The organism is Bacillus sp. FSL L8-0654 (assembly GCF_038629965.1).
In the GTDB taxonomy this organism is placed as follows: domain Bacteria; phylum Bacillota; class Bacilli; order Bacillales; family Bacillaceae; genus Bacillus; species Bacillus safensis.
The window spans coordinates 1,037,802-1,056,467 of record NZ_CP152026.1 but is presented as its reverse complement, the minus strand read 5'-3'; the positions used below and the strand labels follow the sequence as shown (position 1 = coordinate 1,056,467).

The window sequence follows — 18,666 nt, the reverse complement described above, 5'->3', positions numbered from 1 at the left end:
AGGAGGCTATGTGATGAAATCTCAAACCCTGTCATATGAAAAGGTTCAAGCCAAAGATGAGAAAACACACCCTTCATTATTTGCATTAACTTGGCCTATTTTTATCGAAATCTCTTTATATATGCTCATGGGGAGCGCTGATACACTTATGCTCAGCCAATACTCCGATAACAGTGTGGCCGCAGTAGGTGTAAGCAATCAGCTCCTGAATTTATTAATTGTCATGTTCAGCTTCATTACAACAGGAACGACCATTGTGATTGCGCAGCTTTTAGGAGCTGACCGCAAGCAGGAAGCGACTCAAGTCGCCTATGTCTCACTAGGAACCAACTTCTTGATCAGCTTTGTCATTAGTCTCCTCATGTTTGTGTTAGCTGTTCCAATCCTGCACATGATGGGCTTATCAAGTGAACTCATGCCGGATGCGGCGGTCTTTTTACAAATTGTCGGCCTGCTTTCTTTTATTCAAGCACTCATTATGACGTATAGTGCTATTTTAAAAAGCTACGGATATACAAGAGACACGATGTATGTCACCATCGGAATGAATTTGCTCAACGTTGCCGGCAATTATTTGGTCATTTTTGGTCCGTTTGGCTTTCCTGTATTAGGTGTCATGGGTGTTGCCTTTTCAACCTCGCTGGCTCGTTTGATCGGATTGATGGCGATGATCCTCATTGTCCGCCGCCGAATTGGATTGCACTTTTCACTGAAGAGTATGTTTCACATCCAGCGGACGCATTTAAGAAAGCTGCTGAAAATTGGCATTCCTTCTGCTGGAGAGCAGCTTTCTTATAACGGCTCTCAAATGATTATTACACTGTTTATTACATTTATGGGGACGCAGGCTTTAGCCGCAAAGGTCTACACTCAAAATTTGATGATGTTTATTATGTTGTTTGGTGCAGCGATTAGCCAAGGGACACAGATTTTAATCGGGCGCCATATTGGAGCGAAAGAATTTGATGCTGCCTACCGCAGATGTATGAAAAGCTTATACTGGGCCATTGGGATCTCTCTTCTTTCTTCCACTGCTTTATCTTTATCATCGACGCATTTGCTTACCTTTTTCACTAGCAATCGTGAAATCATTGAAATCGCCGCCACACTTCTCCTATTGACGATCATTTTAGAGCCGGGACGCTCTTTTAATATGGTCATTATTAATTCATTGCGGGCTGCTGGTGACGCGAAGTTTCCAGTGTATATGGCGATGATTTCAATGTGGGGAATTGGGCTTCCGATCGCTTATTTGTTAGGCATTCAGTTTGAAATGGGGCTCATCGGGGTTTGGATTTCTTTTATTGTGGATGAATGGGTAAGAGGTATCTTCATGTATAGGCGCTGGCGTTCCAGAGTATGGACGGAGTATCGTTTTTCTTCCACATAAAAAGGACTGCGGGTGCAGTCCTTTTTTACGTAATATCTTCTAAAATAAGTGCTTTTTCCTGTTTTGAAATAAATGCTCGCTCTGTAAAGACGCGGTATTCGTTTTCTCTTGTTTTATCTAAAATGGCTTTATAAAAGTAGGCTGCTGCTTTCACCGGTATTCGTGAATAGAGCGGGAATTCATGAAGATGGTCAAAAAACTCCTCGTAGTATGCCTCTGCCTCAAAGGCAATGTACTCCCAGACGTGCTGGAAGGCTTGATTCACAATCCCTTCCTGCAATTCTTGCTCTGTGTACCCGAATTGATCCATCACTTGCTTTGGCAAATAAATGCGGTCTCTTTCAGCCTGATCTTCGCCGATATCTCGAAGGATGTTGGTTAGCTGCATAGCAATCCCTAACGAAATGGCTGCTTCTTTTAGCTGCTCTTTTTTACGCGGTGCAATAATGGGAAGGAGCATAAGCCCAACTGTACTAGCAACATGATAGGAATAGATGAGCAGTTCATCCAACGTTTCGTATCGCTGCTGCTCTAAATCCATCTCCTGTCCTTGGAGCAGGTCACGGAACGGGGCTTCATCCATCCGAAACTCTTGAAATGTATGCTCTAGCGCCACCCATATTGGATCATTCCGGTCTACCTCACCTTGTAAAAATCGATCAAACGTCTCCCGAAAGGATGCAAGGTCCTCTTTTGGCGAAGGAGATTCATCTACAATGTCATCTGCTCTACGGCAAAAGGAATATACGGCCCAGACGGCCTGTCTTTTCTTTTTAGGCAGCATGGAAAAGGCCCGGTAAAACGTTTTTGAATGGGTTTGAATGGTTTCCTCACACACTTTTAATGCTGTTTGTACATCAACCACTTAGCTTCACTTCCTTTCTATCATTCAAATCTTTTAGTAGTACAGAAGCCATAAGCTTCGCACTTTGCATCACGATCGGCACCCCGCCGCCCGGATGGATGGAAGCACCTGCCGCATAAAGATTATCTGTCTCACTGACCTTCACTTGCGGGCGGAAGACACCTGATTGAAACAAATTAGGCGCAAGTCCAAAGCTGCCGCCTTCAAACAATCCTTCTCGCAAGGAATCATTCGGTGTTCTGACCTTTTTCCAGACAATCGACTCTCGCAATCTCGGAAAGCCTCTTTTCTCAAGGACATCCACCATCTTCTCGACAAACTCTGTCTCCTCTTCCCAGTTGATATGATCTCCTGAAGGAACGGGAACGAGCATGTATAGAACACTGCAGCCTTCTGGGGCAAGAGATGGATCAATGATCGATGGATTAAATGTATAAAACGACGGGTCTTGAGGAATCGTTTTCGTTTGAAAAACTTCTTTCATATGCTGATCAAAGTGTTCTCCCATAAAAAATTGATGAACAGGTGCTTCTTGATACATCTTGTTTAACCCGAGATACACCATCACGCAGCCAGAGGACGGCACGTATTTACGGCGATCTTGTTCGTCTAAACCAAGCTGTTTTAACGCAGCTGGATAATCTCCATTGATCACAAATGCATCAGCGGTTTCATATTCATCATTTACTTTAGCTTTGACTGCCCGTTTCCCCTCAAACACCAATTGCGTGACTTCTTCATTTTTTCTTACATGCACACCCATTTTGATGAGCTGCCCTTCCAATATATCTACTAAACTCGCATATCCGCCTTTTAAATAGTAGATTCCATGCGCGTGCTCACTATAGGACACAAGCGAATAAATAGCCGATGCTTCATACGGGTTTCCCCCAACATAGAGGGTTTGAAGTGCGTATGCATCTCGCAGGCGTTCGTCTGAGAAATATTTTTTCAGAGCACTTTGTACCGTTCGATACGCCTTTAATTTCATTAAAATCTTCATATTCGCTTTTGTAAAAAATGTACGTTTTTCGTGAAATGATTTTTCTAGAAAGGCTTGCTGCCCTTCTTGAAACCGGTCTGTCATTTCTTCCATAAACCTCAGGAACCCTTGATCTTCCTTTGGAAATACACGTCTGATTTCATCTAGCTGACGAAGTGCATCAGAGTATTTCGTATAGGAGGTTCCATCTTGATATTGAATTGTGTACAGCGGATCAAGCTGCAGCAGATCAAGAGATGAATCGTCAATTCCTACCTCATGTAAAATGCCTTTTAACATGTCAGGAAGTAGGACAATGGTCGGACCTTCATCTACTTTATATCCTTTCTCACGTACAAAAGCAAGTCTCCCGCCAAGCCGTTCATTTTTTTCGACAAGGGTGACATCATGTCCCGCTTTTTTTAAATAAAGCGCTGAGATCATTCCGCCAATACCGCCGCCTGCAATTAATATATGTTTTTTCATGAGGCGCTCCCCTTTTCTTGATGCGGCATTGTTTTGTGTGAATGTTTCTCTTTTTTAAGAATGGCATTTGTCGTGATACGTGCTGATTCTAAAATGGTTGGCAGTCCGCTTCCTGGATGTGTTCCTCCTCCAACGAGCCAGCAGTGCTTTAATTCATCAAATTCATTGTGCGGCCTTAGGACCATCATCTGCGTCAGCTGGTGGCCGAGGTTAAATGTAGCTCCTTCATATACGTAAAGGTCTTCCTCCCATTGCTTCGGTGTGATCATCCGCTCGACTTCTATATGCTGTCTCACATTCTGAAAGCCTGTTTTCCGCTCCAATGTATCCAGCACAAGCTCTCTAAATTCATGTTGATGCGCCTCCCAATCAATACCGCTTTGGTTATTGGCAACTGGAGCCAGCACATAAAGAGCTGATTTTCCTTTTGGAGCAAGTGAGTCATCGGTTACACTTGCATTTTGAATATAAATAGACGGGTCATCTGGCAGCTCATATGTTTTCGTAATGCCTTTGACAAATCTAGCATAATCATCGGAAAAAACGATGGTATGATGCGGCTCATCATATATGGTATCCAGTCCTAAATAAAGCATAAAGGTAGAGCAAGAGAATTTTTTCTTTTTTAATTTCCTCTCGCTATATTTCTTTAAGAGTCCTGGCTCGACAAGCTTTGTCATCACATGTGCAAAGTCTCCATTGACGACAACCTCATCTGCTTGTATTTCTTCCCCAGATTCTAAACGAATGCCTTTTACTTTCCTTCCCTCCGTGAGCAGCTTTTCGACGCCAGCTGACAGATGAATCTCTGCTCCAGCTTCAAGCGCGGCCTTTGCCATCGCTTCTGACAGCTGATTGACACCGCCCTTCGGATGAAATACACCTGTGTCATGTTCCATAAACGAAAGGATCGAGAACGCACCAGGGCATTCCCACGGGGACATTCCTAAGTACTTTGATTGAAATGTAAAAGCATATTTCACTGATTCATTCGAAAAATAGTCTGACAGCACATCATACAAACTTTTATTTAGTGAAAGCTGTGGAAGTGCTTTGATCACCTTCAGGCGAAGGTAATGATGAAAGCGGTCCATTTTACTTTGTAGAATTGGTGTCAAACGATCCATTTTGCGCTTTGTATCCTTCATAAATCTTAGATACCCTTCGCCCTCACCAGGTGCAAAGGCTTCTAATCGTTTGTACATTTCATCGCGATCCCGAATCATATCGAGCTGATTGTCTTGAAATATTAATCTATACATCTCTTTTAATTCAATCACATCAATATAGTCATAAAGATTTTTACCAGCAAAGGTGAACAGCTCCTCTGCAATATGAATCATGCTGAGAAAGGTAGGACCTGTATCAAACGTGAAATCACCAAGTTGAAACTTAGCGTTACGCCCGCCAACAAAGGGCTGTTTTTCGTATACATGAACATCATGTCCTTTGCTTTGAAGCATCATAGCTGCTGCAAGGCCCCCTGGTCCCGCTCCGATCACAATGATTTTCATTATCCTTTTTCCTCCAAATTAATTCACTTTAAGTTAATTATACAAATTAGAAAGATTAGATCAACTTTTGATGTGCTCAAAAAGTCTCATGTTATGTATCAAAAAAGCCGGCTTCCTTTCAACAAGTGCAAGAAAGCCGACCCTTTATTACGCTTCTATATCAATTCGATACGTTTCAAACCAATGATGAATCTGTGCAAGATGGGCAATCAACTGCGGGCCCTTCATGAGCTGGCCATACCATGGCACATGAAAAGAAGCTCCTTCCGTTTCAATCAGCTGCTTTAATTGATGTGGGTCTAAAAATTCGTGAAGTACAGAGTCTTTTTGCGCGAGGCAGTCTGTTAGCATCTCTTTCACAGCCTGAGTATAGGCTGGATGATGTGTTTTCGGATAAGGACTCTTCTTTCGATAAAGCACTTCATTCGGTAAAATTCCCTCTAATGCTTTTCGTAAAACCCCTTTTTCACGATTTCCATGCATTTTCATTTCCCAAGGAATATTCCACACATATTCGACAAGACGATGATCTGCAAATGGCACACGTACCTCAAGACTAGCCCCCATACTCATTCGATCTTTTCGATCAAGCAGTGTTGTCATAAACCAGATCATATTTAAGTAAAAAAGTTCTCTACGGGCTTTATCAACGCCAGTTTCTCCATCTAAAAGAGGCGTTTCTGCCACCGTTTCTTCATATTTGCTTTGCGCGTATTCCTTAAGTGACAGCTTTTTTTGCCACGAGTCTTGCAGGAGCTGAGTTCTCGCTTCAGTCGATCTCATCCACGGAAAACCATTCGTTTCATTTTCCATATGGAACCAAGGGTAGCCGCCAAAGATTTCATCAGCACATTCACCTGACAAGCCAACAACGAAGTCCTTTTTAATTTCTCGGCAAAACCAAAGCAAGGAAGAATCAATATCTGCCATACCCGGTAAGTCTCGAACCTCAACGGCTTCCTTCAGATAGGAAGCGAGCTCTTTTTGTCCAATGATACAGCTGTGATGATTCGTTTGAAACGCTTTTGTCATTTGATCAATCCATGGGCCGTCAGCATTCGGCTGGAATTGATTTGCCTCAAAGAATTGATCGTTTCCTTCGTAGTCAATGGAATACGTATGAAGCGGTGCTTCCCCTATTTTCTCAAAGTGCTTAGCGGCAATGGCAGTAATGGCACTAGAATCGACGCCACCAGATAAAAATGTACATACAGGCACATCAGAGACGAGCTGTCTTGTCACGGCATCTGTAAAGAGATGCTTAATGTGCTGTGCGGTGTCATCAAGTGAGTCGGTATGCTCCTTGCTTTTGACATTCCAATATCTCCACACGCGCAGTCCGTCTTTTGAAAAGGTCAAGGCATGTGCAGGTCTCAGCTCTTTTATCCCTTTAAACACTCCTTGACCTGGTGTTCTTGACGGTCCTAAGCCAAAGATCTCCGACAGCCCTTCATAATCGACTTTTGCTTTGATATCAGGATGAGCAAGAAGTGCTTTGATCTCTGAACCAAATAAGAAGGAATGATGACGTTCTGTATAGAAAAATGGCTTGACACCTAGCCGGTCTCTCCCTGCAAATAACAATTCACGCTCACTATCCCAGATCACAAATGCAAAAATGCCATTAAAATGGGAGACACACTCTTCCTTCCATTCTGTATAGGCATGAAGAAGAACTTCTGTATCAGAATGCCCAAGAAAGCGGTGCCCCCTTTTTAATAATTCTTTTCTTATATCCTCCGTGTTATAGAGCTCTCCATTGTATACAATCGTATAAGCATGGTTTTGATGTGTATATGTCATCGGCTGCTTTCCGCCTTCTACATCTACCACCGCTAACCTTTTATGCCCGAAAAGAACGTGCTCACTTTTCCACGTATTTGTATCATCTGGCCCTCTTTTAGATAATGTATCTGTCATTTGATTGATTACATGATCCTGTTGGATGAGCTGCTTTTTAAAGTCTGCCCAGCCTGTAATTCCACACATCATCATCAGCTCCCATCCGTTTTTCCTCAAGTGTTCTCATTCAGCCTTTCTTAGTTTATGCATCGTTTCCTTGATAGTTGATTTGTCCTTTTTTCCCGGCGTATAGGACAAGCTTGATTTGGTAAGAAAAGAAAGAAGAAAGGAGCTTTTGCAAATGGAAAATCGAATGAAGCAGCTTGAACGCTGCAGCCGAAGATGGTGTAACGGGTATTTGCTCATTGAAAACGGGCATTGTCTGATTGAAGATGAAGAAGGAGAGATCATGCTGCCAGAAAGTCTTCAAAGCACAATGATCTGTTTGAAGGAAAATGACCAATGGACAAAAGGGGAATTGCTCGGTTCTATGATTCTTCATGAAAACGGGCAACTAATAGAAGTACAGGGAGGAGAAAACATTCAATATACGGCGTCCCTTGCCAAAGGATGGCTTGATCTTCTCATGTTCGTACCGGAAAACGTTTTTGATCACATCCTTGAACAGGTAGAGCAGCTTGGTTTTTCCGTCTATGATTGTGTCTTCTCCTCCTTTTATTCAATGCAGCGCGTCTCTTTCTTTCAGTTTTCGACAGATACGCAATCACTTGCACTTCAATGTCACTATGAGCCTGCAGCCAGCCACATTCGTTTTGAATGGACCACTTCAGACGGACAACGGATCGTTTCACAATTTGATGCCACATAAAAAGGACACTGCTTCGTATAAGCAATGCCCTTTTTATATTAAAAGATATGGAAACCGATCGGCAGACGTAAACCGAGAAGAATGGTCACAATCGCAAATACGATAAACCCAATCAACACACCAGTCACCGATTTTCCTTTTTTCTTGCGCACTAGGACCATTTCCATGAAACCGATCACGAGGATACCGAGAATCATTTTTCCAATATACTCGCCCCCGAAACCTGGAATTTTCATTCCTGTGCGAACATACAATTCTACGCCTGTTGCGATAATGATCAAGTAGAATAAGCGAACGATCATGTGCACAATTTTAGCGCCTTTGTCGTTTTTACCTGCAAGAGCAAAGGCTACGAAGAATAAAATAATCCCCAGCACCCATGCTGTGATATGTAAATGTGTTCCCATTTGTGATTTCCCCCTTTATCAGAACAAGTACCTTCTCATCGTACCACGAAATAAGTCGAACACAAAGCGACAATCCTGTGTCATCACGCGCTTTATTTGACGTGATTTGTCAGCGTTCCAATCGGCTCAATTGTGATGTCAATTCGATCTCCAGAAGCTAAAAACTTAGGCGGTTCAAAGCCCTTCCCTACCCCAGAAGGTGTACCTGTTGCAATGATGTCACCCGCTTCTAATGTCATCCCTTTTGAAAGAGTGGAGACAATGTCTTCAATTGTGAAGATCATTAATTCCGTACTGGCAGACTGACGAACCTCTCCGTTTACCTTTGTTTCCACATGGAGCGCACCATGGTCCTCGATCATTGACTTATGAACGATATAAGGTCCTATCGGACAGGTAGCATCTAAGCTCTTGCCAATGAAAAATTGTTTATGTTTTTTCTGCAAATCTCTTGCCGTCACATCATTTAAAATGGTGTAACCGAATATATAATCTTGGACCTCTTCAGGAGCAATGTTTTTCCCTGATTTGCCCATCACAATGGCAAGCTCTCCTTCATAATCCAGTTCACTGGTCACACCTTCATGAAGAAGAATGTCCGCTCCGTGTCCAATGACAGAAGTAGGTGCCTTTGTAAAAATCATCACGTCTTTAGGAATATCCGCCGCACTTCCCATCTCCATGACATGGTCTTGATAATTCTTTCCGACACACATGATGTTTTTAGACGGCTTTGGAATCGGCGCATGGAGTTTCACGTCCGAAAGCGGATATACATAAGAACCGCGGTCTTCTTCTTTTTTCTCAGCCCAATCAAGAAGCTGTCCTACATGTTCAACAAACTTGTCCCCCATTTTGATACACTCAGATAAAGAGTTTGGCAGTGTCTCAAGCTCAAATAATTTGGCTTCTGCCTTTTTGACGTCCATCACCCATTCATCATCAATGACTACCCCAATAAACATGCTGCTATGTATCTCACCTGTAAAAAACTTCATGTCTTCCCCTCACAATCTTCATTTCGCTAAGTTATGATGTCTCATTTTATTTCTCTACGAAATAAAAAAAACCCTTTTTTATCATACTCTCTTTTAAAAAGGGTTTCAAAAATGATGATTGAATGCTTAGCGGAAACGGCGATACTCCCACATGTTCCCTTGATCCCATTTACGCTCAACATTTCCTCTATTTCTGGAACGATGCGACTTCTTTCCACATCTTCGGCAAGAGCGGCTGCGTTTATGGTGATGAGAACGTTTAGATCTATGGCTGCGGCGCGACTTTCGGCTCTTCTTATGATGAGATCTGCATTTGCTGCGGTGTGACTTGCGGCAGCTCTTCTTATGGTGCGATCTGCATTTGCTGCGGTGTGACTTGCGGCAGCTCTTCTTATGATGAGATCTGCATTTGCTGCGATGTGACTTTTTCGGTTCGCTCTTTTTGCTTCTGTAAGATTTTTTGCTTTTATATGACTTTTTACTCTTCATGCTTTTCTTCGAACGATAGCTTTTCTTAGAGCGATAACTTTTCTTTGAACGATAGCTTCTGTAGCTTTTTTTACTGCGGCGTGATTTACGGCGTCCACCACCGCCAAAGAACCAATGACCGCGACTTGAATGACGAGAACGAGCTGACTTATGCGAACGTCTCGATTCTGGTTCACGATCTAAGTGATGATCACGTCCCTCACTTCGAAGTGAAGCTACTGCATGTTCAATGTGTGAATGATCAAATGTACTCACGAACAATTCCCCTCCCAGTCTATCTTCGACAAAACAAACAGACAAAGCTGTTTATCTTCTCTGCTTTATGTTACGAGACTCGGTAGACAAGTGTTCGTGACGAATGCCTCTTTCCTTGAAAACTCCATGAATACCTACCAGCCGGTACAGGACATTCCTTCACTTTCATATCGTAAAGAAGAGCATATAGGAGGCTGATGAACATATGAACACAGAACCTTTAAAACAACTTGATATGTGGATTCATCCAAAGGACCTGATTGAATTAAAAAAAGACATTTGGAACGATGAACCTGTTGAAGCTATTCTAAAAACCGGCCAAACCAAATCACATATTTATGCTTCATACCGCGGATCGCACATTAGAAAGCTTAAGAAAAAGTCCTATCAAATTGAATACCGAAAGCCAAAACAAAGACAAGGCGAATCCATCTTTCATTTAAATGCAGAGTACAATGATCCGTCGTTTATCCGAAACAGGCTGTCCTTTTATTTCTTTGAGCAGATGGGGGTGCATAGCCCAGCCGCTTCTCATGTGTTTCTCACCATAAATGGAAGAAAAGAAGGGATTTATTTGAAAATAGAATCTGTCGATGAGTTCTTTCTTCAAAAACGGCAGCTTTCAGGAGGCGGCATTTATTATGCGGTTGATGATGACGCGAACTTCTCCCTTTTGAGTTCTTTTGATAAAAAACCAAAAAAGCACCTTCTTCTCGGATATGAGAAAAAAACGGGGACTTCTCAACATGATCAGCAGCTGAGCGAATTTATTTACTTTCTCAACACAGCGAAAGATGACACTTTTGCAGAAAAAATTGAACAATACCTAGATGTGACACAATATTTCCGCTGGCTCATCGGTGTGGTATGCACACAAAACTTTGATGGTTTTGTTCATAACTACGCTCTTTATGTAAATGAACAAGGGAGGTTTCAAGTACTTCCTTGGGATTATGATGCAACATGGGGTCGTGACATTCATGGAGAAGAAATGCCGTTTGATTATATCCCAGTAAACGGGTTTAATACATTAACTGCTAGATTACTAGATATCCCTTCGTTTAAAAGAGCCTATTACACACTTTTCCAGCATGTACTCGATACACATTTTGTAGAAGACCGGCTCTGCCCAATCATAGAGAAATGGCATGAATCGATTGAGGATCGAATTGGAGATGATCCATATACGAAAGGCCGAAAAGACATCTTGCAGTCTGAAAGAGACTTAATCCGGCAATATATCAACAAAAGACGACGTTATTTACAGACTGAGATCAAAAAAGAGATTTTTGGTACGTAAGAACACTTTCGAATTTTGTCACTTTATTACTCATATTGACGAAACAGCTTTTTTTATAGAAAAATAGGGTATACTAACCATATCCTTCTATTTGATAAAAAATGTGAGAGTTGGCGTCCGTTATGATCAATTATGAAATTGAACAAAAAAGATTACATTTAATTGAGACTGCAAAAAAATTCGGGATGAATGCCGAAGAAACGATCAGGTGCAGTCAAGAGCTTGACACACTCTTAAATAAAGGCATCAAATCCACCTCTAAAGATTGCTCAAAAAAAGGGTAAACCATACATCTAATTCCTCTCATCAAAAGCTTTCAAAAAGACAATCACACATTAAAAGACCCATCATAAGCTATGGTGAAACGCCCAAAACAAGTGCCCTAATTTTATAAAGGATGTGCACCGCTATGCCGGCTATTGTGGGAGCCTTTAAAGTAAATGCCGTCGGAACGAGCGGAGTCGTTCATGTTGGAGACTGCATCACTATTTCTCCAAATAGTCAGGTTAAAACGTTTGCTGGCGCAGGCAGTTTTAATACTGGTGATCAATTGCGAATTAGCAACTACAAAAGTGTGACAAATACGTACGACAGTGATGTCATTGATCAACCGCTTGTTGGTAACTTGTAAGGAGTGAGGATCCGTTGAACTTCTATATTAATCAAGCGATACAAATTAATTATTTACGTGTAGAGTCTGTAAGTAACTCCTCTGTTCTGCAAATTGGGAGTGCTGGATCCATCAAGGCCCTTTCCAACCTGTATAACACGGGAAGCTACGTAGAAGCAGCGCCTGCCGCAGCAGGTACACAAGGAATTGAAGAATCTCAAGGCGCAAGCACAGCACCTTTTGTACCGCTTCAGTCACCAACAACTTAAGTCATCTGCAATCCCCGGAGGTGTATGTAAATGTATGATTATCAGAGCAACGCTTCACAGGTATATGGCATCATTCAAAAACACTCGCAACAAATCATGATGCTTGAAAAAAGGCTTAACGAGCTTCAGCAGGAAATACAAATGATCAAAGATAAACCGACAACGAATATTGAACGGATTGATTATCAATTTGATCAACTGAAAATCGAACGGCTGGAAGGAACGCTGAATATCGGCCTCAATCCATCTGATCCAAACAGTGTTCAAAACTTTGAAGTGGGCCAAACAACAACCCCGGGAATTGGAATGATGCAGCAAGAAATGGCTGATCAATTTTTCAATCAAACACGGCAGCTTGTCGATGCATTTTTAAATGAAGAAGCCCCAGAACTTCTTGAAGAACTAGAACAGCGATATGAAGGGTCCCTCGATGAAAGCAACAAACACCATATCATTGAGGATATTCGCAAGCAAATTGACAGCAGGATCAAATACTATGCGGGACAGCTGCCACACCGGGAAGAAATGACACCGCTGCAGCGTTCAGAGCAAATTGCTGAATATGTGAAGCATGATGTAAAGCGGGCGATTGAGCACTTTTTAGCCCATATTCCAAGTGAAACGAAAGGAGAGGAAAACGGATGAATTTCACAGTTGTCAACCGCAACATCGAGACCGGAAGCATTAAAGTAGTCGGGGTTTCGTCCTCTTCCCTGTTTATCATCGGGGACACAGACCATGTACAATTATCCTCGATTTTCGATACACCGCCAGAATCACTGATTATTGGCCCGTTTGTTCCTCTGGCACCTCGATAATGATCAAGCGCACATCTAAAGTGAAGTTCTCAAAGGTGAATTCTGTCGGGATTTCGAGTGTGGTTCAAATTGGTGATACACAAGAGCTGTGCCCGGCAGTCAAGGTTTTAGCTGTTCAACGAACCATTAGTTTGTTTTATGGCTATGAAGCAGAAAATTTAGATGCGAAAGAATTTGAAGTGTATTATGAGCCCATTCCATTGATGCTGCCAGAACGATCAGTGAGAACGGCATTTTACCATGAAAAGCCTGTGATTAAAGTGTCTTCAATCCATGTAGAAGGGGTATCATCGTCCTCTGTCTATCAAATCGGCTCTACTTGTAGAATGAATGGCATTGCGCGAGTGAAGCATATTAGAGAGCTGTTTAGCAATGATGAAAGTCCGCAAAACTCACAAATGGACCTACCTGCGCATATGATGGTGATATGACTTCGAATAAAGGATGTCGATTATGCCAGCAATTGTCGGACCCATTTACATTAACTCTATTTCTGGAGGCGTCGTAAACGTCGGTGACTCATTCTACCTGTCGCCTAAAAGTTCGTCAAAATCTGCTTTAGGCTCTGGAGCGGGGAATACCGGAGATTTCTTGATATTAAATAATGGCATTAGCGCCACCAACTATGTGGATCCTGACTTAAATGATCAGAATATGGTAGGCAATGCATAAAGCAGCTCCTCTACACCCATTTCAAATAGAGGAGCGCTTTTTTATGCTTATTTTTTTCTGCGCTGTCTCGATTTTTTCGTTTTGACCAGCTTGCTTGCCGGCTGTTTCCGAATCCATTTGATGTACGAAGCAAGCTTTTCATCCTGCCTCAGCGCATCAATTGTATTCAAACGTGCGGCAAGCTCCTGGTTTGTAAAGAGGGCATGTACTTGTTTATGACAAGGAATGCATAGGAAGGCAGTCGGTAAAAAAGCCCCGCCCTCTTCTCTTGGCGTTAAGTGATGTTCTGTGAGCAGGACATCTTGTCTTCCGCACATCTCACATAATCCAATTGTTTGCTTTGCCACCGCGTCATCACCTCAATATTTACATTAATTCCATTGAGACTGTTGTCCCTTTCCCGCTTGGATCTGCTGGATGGACAATCAGTTTTTTCGGCAGCCGCATTTTCAATTCTTCCACATGGCTGATGACACCAACAGCTAAGTTTTGAGACTGTAATTTCTCTAATGCGGTAATCACTGTATCGAGCAAGTCTTGATCAAGGGTACCAAAGCCTTCATCAAGGAAAAAGAATTGCAGCGGGAACTCACCTCTCAGCTGAATCTGCGCTGAAAGAGCTAGTGCAAGCGCAAGCGACGTCAGGAAGGTTTCCCCGCCGGACAAGCTGGACACTGGACGTCTGACACCGCCATTCGCATCATCACGCATGACAAAGCCGCCTTCTGAATCAACTTCAATCGCATACCTTTGTCTTGTCAAAATACCAAGACGGGCAGATGCATCACGACTGACACTTTCCAGCTGTTCTTCTGCTAAGAACTCAACAAATGTATTTCCTTTAAACACGGTTTGCAGCTTATCGAGCCGATCAATTTCTTGCTGCAGCTCCGCCAAGCGTTCATGAATACTTGCAAATCGCTGGTGATTCTCTTCCATTACACGCAGATGTTCATATGCAGAGCCGCTCATCACTGTTGCTTCTTCCAATGCCTTCTCTGCCGCTTCTTTCCTCAGTTGAATATCAGTCCACTGCTTTTCATCTAGTGACTCATCTTTCAGCAGCTCAGAAATTCGCTTTAAGTTTGCGGCACATTGCTTTCTTTTATCCTCAAATTCGTCAATTTCCTGTTTAACCGAGTGACGTACTGCCTGATTCATAAAAGCAGATTCAATCTCTTGAGGCTTATCAAAAGGAGAAGACTCCGATTCTTTAGCCCATGCTGCACTTGCTTCTTGTTTTCTCCGGTCAGCCTCTTGAAGCTGACGCTCACAGCTTGAAAAATGACTTTGTGCTTCACTAAAGAGCTCCTGCGCATGCTGTAATTGCTTGTACGATTGCTGTTCCATTTCATTGAGACGAGCAAGCGTGTGTTCCACCTCGATCAGCTCTTCAGAAATAGAGACAGCTTTCAATGGATATCTCCCTAAATCTGTTTCATATTGATAAATGAGCTGCTGCTGGCTTTCTAGCTGATGCGCTAGTTTATCAAGTTCCTTCTCTACATCATATATGGCTGTTTGCAGCTGTTCTTTTGCCTGCTGTTTTTCTTCCAAAAATGAAATACTTTTCTCAATACGCTCTTTATAGCCTTCCGCTTGCTGGTCCTTTTCGTCGATCTGCTTTTGCATCTCTTGTACTTGGTGCAATGTAAAGTGCGGGAAGGCCTGTTCAAATTGAGACGTTTGCTCTGAAAGCTCAGATTGAAGCTCCTTGATCAGCCCGTCTAATTCTTCGATACGCTGCTGATCAAATGTCATTTGATCTTTCGTCTTGCTTATCTCTGCTGCTTGATCGTATGTTTCATCCATTAAACGAGCTCGTTTACGTTCAACTTCTTGAATATCTTGTTTCAAGCCTTTCCATTCTTGCATGAGATACTGCAAGGACTCCGGCTTTTGCACTGCTTCTACTGCTGCTGCAACTTCCGCACCTGGAGCTTTCTGAGATAAAAAGGCAAACTGCTTTACTAATTGATTGGCGTGCGTTTCCAATAACTGCTTGGCGGCATACATGTCTCTTGTATATTCCTCTGCCTGCTTGAGCTCTGTGTCCATCCGTTGAATCACTTCATCGATTTGTGCCACTGTTTCTTCATGGTCATTGTTTTCCAATGCCTTTGGATCATGATGAATCGATCCACAAACAGGACATGGCTCACCATCTACGAGCTCTGCCGCTAATTCTTTTCTTAATTCTGCCGCCCTAACAGCATCACGCTGTTTTAATTTTGCGAGCTTCTGACTTTGTTCTCTTTTACTCCATTCTGTAAAAGCCCGTTCGAATTCACATACATAGAAATAGAGCTGTTCAATCGCTTGAAACGATTGGTCTATTTTTTCATGATGGTCTTTTTGCTGTTTTTGAAGCTTTTCATATGCTGCTGCGGTCTGTGTTGATCGCTTTTTGAGCTCCTCCATCTTTTGTTCTTCCTTGTGTATGCTTTGGTGTATTCTTTGAACATTTTCGCTTAAACGCAAAGCATCCTGTACACTTTTCCGTTCTTTTACAGAGACTTGTAATTGCTCCAGCTCACGCTTCAGCTGTGTTTGTTTTGCCAGTGCACGTTCTAACAAAGATTGGAGATTGTCTGCTTCTTCTTTTTTTTGTAATAATTGCTGCGCTGTATCGTTTTTTCGCTGTTCGATTGCCGTCTTTTCCTGAAGAGCCGCCTCTTTTTTCCGTTCAATTTCCTTTAGCTGAAGCAGCTGCTCTTTCTTTTGAAGAAGTTCTGGCTCAGTTTCTATTTTCTTTTGCCTTGCTTGCTCATAGTTCTGCGTCATTTGATCATAGATCGTTCGTTGATGCAGTAGCTGATTTTCTGCTTCCTGCTTCTCTTTTAATGCTTGAGAAAGCTGATTTTCAGCCTTTGTTAATGCATCCGCATAAGGCTTTAATGCCTCTGCCTGCTCAGCAATATGAAGCTTGGCCTTTTTTTCTTCCATTGATGGTGCCAGTTGATTCAGATGGTTTAGTTCCGTCTCATAGGCTTCTCGTTCCTTTTGATACTGCCAAATTGTTTGCGCCTTTGTAAAAGCAGTGAACGCTTCATCCCGTGCTTGTTTTTTCTCATGAAAAATAGCCTTTGCCTGCTCAGCCGCTTCCTTTGCCTTTGCGAGCGCCTCTGGGCCAGCTTCTCCTAAGCCATTCAGCTCAGCAAGCAGTTCATTTTTTTGTCCATACTGATTCTGCGCTTTTGCGCGCAAACGTTTAACGAGCTGATCCCCATATTTTTCCAGGTTAAACAAACGCTGTAGCATTTGTCGTCTATCGGCTCCTTTTAGGGAAAGGAATTCTGCAAACTTCCCTTGAGGCAGGACAACCGCTCGCGTAAAATCATCAATGGTTAACCCGAGTAATTCTTCTATTTTACGATTGACCTCACTCGCTTTATCTGCAAGAACTGTCTGTGTATCCCCAATTTCAATCAGACGGCATAGTGTCGTTCTGACTTTCATTTCATCTGCCCGCTTGAAAGCACGTTCGACTTTATAAGAAATGTGGTGTTCCTTTTGTAAAGCGAACGTAAAGGAAACTGACAGCTTCTCTTCCGCTTGGTTCAAAATACCATGTGTATTATTTAACGCACGTTCCACTTTGCCATAAAGTGCCAGGGTCATGGCGTCTAATATGGACGACTTTCCGCTTCCTGTCGGTCCAAAAATGCCAAACACACCTGCATCACATAATGAGCTAAAGTCAATTGTTTGTTCTTCTCTGAAGCTATGAAGTCCTTTAATGGTTAGCGTAATCGGCTTCAAGTCGCTTCCTCCTCTTGCATTTCATTGGCGAGCTCCAAAAACAGCTTGACTGTTTTTTCATCAGGAAGACCGCCGCCTGTCTGGCGCTCATAAAATTTCACGAACCGCTCCTCGATTGAGAGCTTTTCGGCTTGCTTTTGTTCTTCCATTTGCTGAAGTTCTTTAAATTTCGGTCTAATATGGACAAACCCGCTATGCTGCTTTCGGAGCTGATGGATCTCTTCTATGGAGAGCTGATCTGTTAAATGAATCTCTAAATCAATCCATGCCTGAAGATCCCGTTTTTCATCCAGCCACTCGTGCACTTGACTCAGTCCCTCAGTTGCCTTCCATTTCACAAGTGGTTTTCCGCTTGATAACAACACTTCTTTCCAGCTTGCTTTTTCATTAGGTTTTGCCTCTACAATTGTGACTGATTTGGCATATCCTGATTCAGAAAAGCTGTAAGCAAGAGGTGACCCGGAATAGCGGGCAATCGTTTTGGCACGCTTAATGGTTTGCGGGCGGTGCAAATGACCAAGGGCCACATAGCAGGCTGCTTCTGGCAGGCTTTCTGCCGCAACGGTATATGCACCGCCTACTTCAATCGGTCTTTCTGAATCTGTTTGACTTCCTCCTGCCACATAAATATGGCTCGTTGCGATATTGACCGTATCGGCTTGAAATTGAGTGCTTAAATGTTGGAACGCTTGCTGTATTTTTAAATTGTAATGATCGCGAAGCAATTTCTCTTCAAATGTTTCAGCCAGCACCTCGTTTAGTCTCGCTTCAGACGGATAAGCGAGTGCTGCAATGGATAAACGTTCACTTGAAGAGGGAACATCGACGCGGATGATGTCATTTGTCGGATAACCAATTAAATGAATCCCCTGATCATTAGTTAAAGGAGATGCGGCAGATAGTCGATCCGGATTATCATGGTTGCCTGAGATGACCACGACCTGACGTTTTCCTTTATCAGATAAGGCGGATAGACTTTCATAAAAAAGCTGTTCTGCTCTAGCAGGCGGATTCACTGTATCAAAGGCGTCTCCAGCCATGACAATGACATCAATGTGTTCGTCTTTTACGATTTGATACAGCTCATCTAAAAACTGTGCTTGCTCATCAAGCCGGCTCCGGCCTTCAAGGGTTTTTCCTAAATGCCAATCTGCCGTATGCAGAATCCTCATGTGATT

General features: G+C 42.7%; 19 protein-coding genes. 10 read left to right on the top strand and 9 right to left on the bottom strand.

Features of this window, described 5'->3' with window-relative positions; all coding sequences use genetic code 11:
- Positions 1-13 precede the first annotated feature (13 nt).
- On the top strand, positions 14-1,390 hold the full coding sequence (locus MHH65_RS05260) for an MATE family efflux transporter (protein WP_081124235.1): 1,377 nt from the start codon (positions 14-16) through the stop codon (positions 1,388-1,390).
- A 25-nt stretch (positions 1,391-1,415) separates the two neighbouring features.
- Here the strand turns inward: MHH65_RS05260 and MHH65_RS05255 are convergent, their stop codons facing one another.
- From MHH65_RS05255 to asnB, 4 genes are all read right to left on the bottom strand, one after another.
- On the bottom strand, positions 1,416-2,255 hold the full coding sequence (locus tag MHH65_RS05255) for a phytoene/squalene synthase family protein (protein ID WP_034282127.1): 840 nt from the start codon (positions 2,253-2,255) through the stop codon (positions 1,416-1,418).
- Positions 2,248-3,723: a phytoene desaturase family protein gene (crtI, locus tag MHH65_RS05250; RefSeq protein WP_041117079.1), complete on the bottom strand. Its 1,476-nt coding sequence runs from the start codon at positions 3,721-3,723 to the stop codon at positions 2,248-2,250. Before crtI (MHH65_RS05250) ends, MHH65_RS05255 begins: the two co-directional genes overlap by 8 nt.
- Complete coding sequence (gene crtI / locus MHH65_RS05245) at positions 3,720-5,237, bottom strand: phytoene desaturase family protein (RefSeq protein ID WP_098676797.1); 1,518 nt, start codon at positions 5,235-5,237, stop codon at positions 3,720-3,722. The genes crtI (MHH65_RS05250) and crtI (MHH65_RS05245) overlap by 4 nt, the downstream gene beginning before the upstream one ends.
- 147 nt (positions 5,238-5,384) lie before the next feature.
- Positions 5,385-7,226, bottom strand: coding sequence for an asparagine synthase (glutamine-hydrolyzing) (asnB, locus tag MHH65_RS05240; RefSeq protein WP_041117075.1), 1,842 nt, complete (start codon positions 7,224-7,226; stop codon positions 5,385-5,387).
- A gap of 154 nt (positions 7,227-7,380) precedes the next feature.
- On the opposite strand from asnB, the gene MHH65_RS05235 reads away from it, so the two are divergent.
- Positions 7,381-7,908, top strand: coding sequence for a DUF2777 family protein (locus MHH65_RS05235; protein ID WP_041117073.1), 528 nt, complete (start codon positions 7,381-7,383; stop codon positions 7,906-7,908).
- Positions 7,909-7,946: 38 nt separating this feature from the next.
- Here the strand turns inward: MHH65_RS05235 and MHH65_RS05230 are convergent, their stop codons facing one another.
- Together MHH65_RS05230 and MHH65_RS05225 are read right to left on the bottom strand one after the other, a co-directional pair.
- Positions 7,947-8,315, bottom strand: coding sequence for a YisL family protein (locus MHH65_RS05230; RefSeq protein WP_034282135.1), 369 nt, complete (start codon positions 8,313-8,315; stop codon positions 7,947-7,949).
- A 92-nt stretch (positions 8,316-8,407) separates the two neighbouring features.
- The gene (locus tag MHH65_RS05225) at positions 8,408-9,313 is read right to left on the bottom strand and encodes a fumarylacetoacetate hydrolase family protein (protein ID WP_061109645.1); all 906 of its coding nucleotides are present in this window, start codon (positions 9,311-9,313) and stop codon (positions 8,408-8,410) included.
- Positions 9,314-10,262: 949 nt separating this feature from the next.
- Here MHH65_RS05225 and MHH65_RS05220 point away from each other — a divergent pair.
- From MHH65_RS05220 to MHH65_RS05185, 8 genes are all read left to right on the top strand, one after another.
- On the top strand, positions 10,263-11,357 hold the full coding sequence (locus MHH65_RS05220; protein ID WP_041117067.1) for a CotH kinase family protein: 1,095 nt from the start codon (positions 10,263-10,265) through the stop codon (positions 11,355-11,357).
- A 122-nt stretch (positions 11,358-11,479) separates the two neighbouring features.
- On the top strand, positions 11,480-11,641 hold the full coding sequence (locus MHH65_RS05215) for an aspartyl-phosphate phosphatase Spo0E family protein (protein WP_029707539.1): 162 nt from the start codon (positions 11,480-11,482) through the stop codon (positions 11,639-11,641).
- Between the two features lie 125 nt (positions 11,642-11,766).
- A complete protein-coding gene (locus tag MHH65_RS05210) occupies positions 11,767-11,988 on the top strand; it encodes a spore germination protein (protein WP_003211745.1) in 222 nt (73 codons plus the stop codon).
- A gap of 14 nt (positions 11,989-12,002) precedes the next feature.
- On the top strand, positions 12,003-12,236 hold the full coding sequence (locus MHH65_RS05205; protein ID WP_003210877.1) for a spore germination protein GerPB: 234 nt from the start codon (positions 12,003-12,005) through the stop codon (positions 12,234-12,236).
- A 30-nt stretch (positions 12,237-12,266) separates the two neighbouring features.
- Positions 12,267-12,881 (top strand): spore germination protein GerPC, encoded by a 615-nt coding sequence (locus MHH65_RS05200; RefSeq protein ID WP_041117065.1) that lies wholly within the window; start codon positions 12,267-12,269, stop codon positions 12,879-12,881.
- The gene (locus tag MHH65_RS05195; protein ID WP_003210893.1) at positions 12,878-13,054 is read left to right on the top strand and encodes a germination protein GerPD; all 177 of its coding nucleotides are present in this window, start codon (positions 12,878-12,880) and stop codon (positions 13,052-13,054) included. Before MHH65_RS05200 ends, MHH65_RS05195 begins: the two co-directional genes overlap by 4 nt.
- Positions 13,054-13,485 carry a spore germination protein GerPE gene (locus MHH65_RS05190; RefSeq protein WP_061109643.1) on the top strand — a complete coding sequence of 144 codons (432 nt, stop codon included), beginning with the start codon at positions 13,054-13,056 and terminating at the stop codon, positions 13,483-13,485. The genes MHH65_RS05195 and MHH65_RS05190 overlap by 1 nt, the downstream gene beginning before the upstream one ends.
- Positions 13,486-13,507: 22 nt before the next feature.
- Positions 13,508-13,726 carry a spore germination protein gene (locus tag MHH65_RS05185; RefSeq protein WP_003211468.1) on the top strand — a complete coding sequence of 73 codons (219 nt, stop codon included), beginning with the start codon at positions 13,508-13,510 and terminating at the stop codon, positions 13,724-13,726.
- 47 nt (positions 13,727-13,773) lie between these two features.
- Here MHH65_RS05185 and MHH65_RS05180 read toward each other — a convergent pair whose 3' ends face one another.
- The 3 genes from MHH65_RS05180 to sbcD are packed head-to-tail and all read right to left on the bottom strand — an operon-like array spanning position 13,774 to position 18,660.
- Complete coding sequence (locus MHH65_RS05180) at positions 13,774-14,073, bottom strand: hypothetical protein (protein ID WP_034282144.1); 300 nt, start codon at positions 14,071-14,073, stop codon at positions 13,774-13,776.
- Between the two features lie 19 nt (positions 14,074-14,092).
- Positions 14,093-17,488: an SMC family ATPase gene (locus MHH65_RS05175; RefSeq protein ID WP_034282146.1), complete on the bottom strand. Its 3,396-nt coding sequence runs from the start codon at positions 17,486-17,488 to the stop codon at positions 14,093-14,095.
- The gene (gene sbcD, locus MHH65_RS05170; protein ID WP_070325681.1) at positions 17,485-18,660 is read right to left on the bottom strand and encodes an exonuclease subunit SbcD; all 1,176 of its coding nucleotides are present in this window, start codon (positions 18,658-18,660) and stop codon (positions 17,485-17,487) included. Before sbcD ends, MHH65_RS05175 begins: the two co-directional genes overlap by 4 nt.
- Between the last annotated feature and the right edge of the window lie 6 nt (positions 18,661-18,666).